This is a genomic window from Aquabacterium sp. UBA2148, assembly GCF_002328915.1.
Lineage (GTDB): Bacteria > Pseudomonadota > Gammaproteobacteria > Burkholderiales > Burkholderiaceae_C > Aquabacterium > Aquabacterium parvum.
Genome location: NZ_DCXA01000288.1, coordinates 1 through 2,617, shown reverse-complemented (window position 1 = coordinate 2,617; position 2,617 = coordinate 1). Strand labels below are relative to the sequence as shown.

Below are 2,617 nucleotides of genomic sequence, written 5' to 3'. Positions count from 1 at the left end.
GCTCGGTGATGCCCCGCGCAGGGCCGGATCACACGCTCCCCACCCAGCGAGCCACGCCCAAGCCGCAGCACAAAACCAAACCTCCAAAACACCCCGATCACCCGAGAACCTAAAATGCGCGGCTCACCATGAAATCCATCGTCATCCTCATCAGCGGCCGCGGCTCCAACATGGAAGCCATCGTGCACGCCTGCCAGCAAGAAAACTGGCCTGCCCGCATCGCGGCCGTCATCAGCAACAAGGCCGACGCCTCGGGGCTGCAGTTCGCGGCCTCGCACGGCATCGCGACGGCGGTGGTCGACCACAAGGCTTTCGCATCGCGAGAGGCCTTCGACGCCGAGTTGGCCAAGGCGATCGACGGTTTCACGCCCGACCTGGTGGTGCTGGCCGGCTTCATGCGCATCCTCACCGAAGGTTTCGTGCGCCACTTCCAAGGGCGGTTGCTCAACATCCACCCCTCGCTGCTGCCGGCCTTCCCCGGTCTGCACACGCACCAGCGCGCCATCGAGGCCGGCTGCAAGCTGGCTGGGGCCACGGTGCACTTCGTCACGCCCGAGCTCGACCATGGTCCCATCGTGGCCCAGGCGGTGGTGCCCGTGCTGGTGGGCGACACCGCCGAGCAACTGGCCCAGCGCGTGCTGACCCAGGAGCACCGGATGTACCCGGCTGCGGTGCGCTGGTTTGTTCAGGGCGCGCTCGACCTCACGCCCGATGGGCGGGTGCTGCATCGGCAGCAGGCGCCCCAGTTGCTGGGGCAGCTCTCGCCCGAGGCCTGAGACCTCGGGCTCGACGCTCAGGTCGCGGGCGCGCTCATCGCCACAGGGACCTCGAACCAGAACAGGCTGCCCAGCCCAGGCTGACTGGACGCGCCGATGCGCCCGCCCATGGCGTCGACCAGTCGCTTGCAGATCGCCAGGCCCAGGCCAGAGCCACCGTGGCTGGCGATCGTGCGGTCGCTGGCCTCACAGAAGGGCTCGAAAAGGTGCGGCAAGGCGCTGGATGGCACACCGATGCCACAGTCCTGCACCTCGATGTGCAACCAGCTCGGGGCCTCCATGCGGCAGCGCAGCGTGACCTCGCCGGCGGGCGTGAACTTCACGGCATTGGCCAGCAGGTTGAGCATCACCTGCTTGATCCGCAAAGGATCGCCCACCATGTCGCCGGCGACGCCTTCGTTGAGGTCTCGCTCGAGGTGCAGGGTCACGCCCTTGGCCAAGGCCACGGGCAAGACCATGTCCATGGCCTCCTGGGTGACCCGCAGCAGGTCGAATGGCACCTGCTCGACGCGGGTGGTGCGCTCTTCCATGCGCGAGAAATCAAGCACCTCGTTGACCATCTGCAGCAAGGTGGCGCCGCACTGGTTGATCTGCGCGAGATGACGCGACTGCGTTTCGCTCAAAGGGGTCTGACCCATCAGTTGCGCAAAACCCAGCACGCCGTTGAGCGGGGTGCGGACCTCGTGACTGAGTTGCGCGAACAGGCGGGTGCGCTCGAGGTTGGCCTGCTGCAGGGCCTGGAGCATGTCCTCAAGGTGGGCGGTGTGCTCGGTGAGCTCCATCTGCTGGGCGCGGATGGTGGCCTGCTGGCGGCCGATGTCGCGCTGGTAACCCTCGTAGGCGCGCCGCACCACCAGGCCCACGCCACAGCCAATCAGCAGGAAACCGATTTGCAGCAGCGGCATGGGCAACTCGCGCGCGTCCATGTGTGGCTGCAACACAGGATTCAGTTCATGCCACCACATGCCAGCGGCAGCCAGCAGCGTCACGGGCACCCAGGCCACGCCATCGCGCCAGCCCAGCACGTGGGCCACGAACATGGGCCACCAGACGAGCCACCACACGCTGGCCTCGGGCTTTTGCCCCATCCAGATCAGGCTGACCATGACGAGCAGCATGTTGGCAAACAGCGCAGCATGAGCGATGACGCGCACCTTGGCGGCCGCCACACTGGAGCGCATCAGCGGGAAGAGCACACCCACCATGGCGCTGCTCAGGCCCAGGCTCAGGCCGATCCAGGGTTGAGCGCAGAACAGCCCGAAAAAAACGGCAAAGGCCAAGTGCCCCGCCACCGAAACGAACAGCAGGTCACTGAAACGCTGATAAGGAACCCAGGCCGCAGGGGCCGATGGGGAAGGCGGTGATGCCATGGTTACTGCTTACTCCTGGGCCTCGACTGCCACGCCTGATCTCACCGGGATCAGGACAAGGAGACTAGCGCATGGTGAAGCGGTGGTCGGCACGATGCGATGGGGGTTTGCGAGAAACCCCTGCATTGTGGCGCGTCGGGCACGGTGAATTTCGGTCAACCGCACACAGTTGCCGCAAGGGATCGCCCCAAGCCGCCAGGCCTATCACCCCGGCATCAAACCGTGATCGCCCGCGTGGCCAGGGCAGCCGCCGCCGCCCGCGTCTCGACACCCAGCTTTTCGAAGATGTGTTCCAGGTGCTTGTTGACGGTTCGGTGGCTCATGCCGAGGATCTCGGCGATGTCGCGGTTGGTCTTGCCGCGCGCCAACCAGGTCAGGACCTCGGTTTCGCGCGGGGTGAGCGAGGCCTGCAGCAGCCGATCGGTTTCAGGCGAGGCGTTGAGCGGCAGCGGGCGCTGCTGCATGCTCGCC

General features: G+C 66.3%; 3 protein-coding genes. 1 reads left to right on the top strand and 2 read right to left on the bottom strand.

Features of this window, described 5'->3' with window-relative positions; translation table 11 throughout:
- Positions 1 to 128: 128 nt before the first annotated feature.
- On the top strand, positions 129 to 776 hold the full coding sequence (gene purN, locus B2W70_RS15955; RefSeq protein WP_286747158.1) for a phosphoribosylglycinamide formyltransferase: 648 nt from the start codon (positions 129 to 131) through the stop codon (positions 774 to 776).
- Positions 777 to 793: 17 nt separating this feature from the next.
- On the opposite strand, the gene B2W70_RS15950 is transcribed toward purN, so the two are convergent.
- Together B2W70_RS15950 and B2W70_RS15945 are read right to left on the bottom strand one after the other, a co-directional pair.
- On the bottom strand, positions 794 to 2,146 hold the full coding sequence (locus tag B2W70_RS15950; protein ID WP_286747156.1) for a sensor histidine kinase: 1,353 nt from the start codon (positions 2,144 to 2,146) through the stop codon (positions 794 to 796).
- 215 nt (positions 2,147 to 2,361) lie between these two features.
- On the bottom strand, positions 2,362 to 2,617 hold a 256-nt coding region (locus tag B2W70_RS15945; RefSeq protein ID WP_286747155.1), incomplete at its 5' end, for a response regulator transcription factor.

Coding starts and splice junctions, on each gene's coding strand:
- purN (WP_286747158.1), top strand. CDS start 129: ATGAAATCCATCGTCATCCTCATCAGCGGCCGCGGCTCCAACATGGAA.
- B2W70_RS15950 (WP_286747156.1), bottom strand. CDS start 2,146: ATGGCATCACCGCCTTCCCCATCGGCCCCTGCGGCCTGGGTTCCTTAT.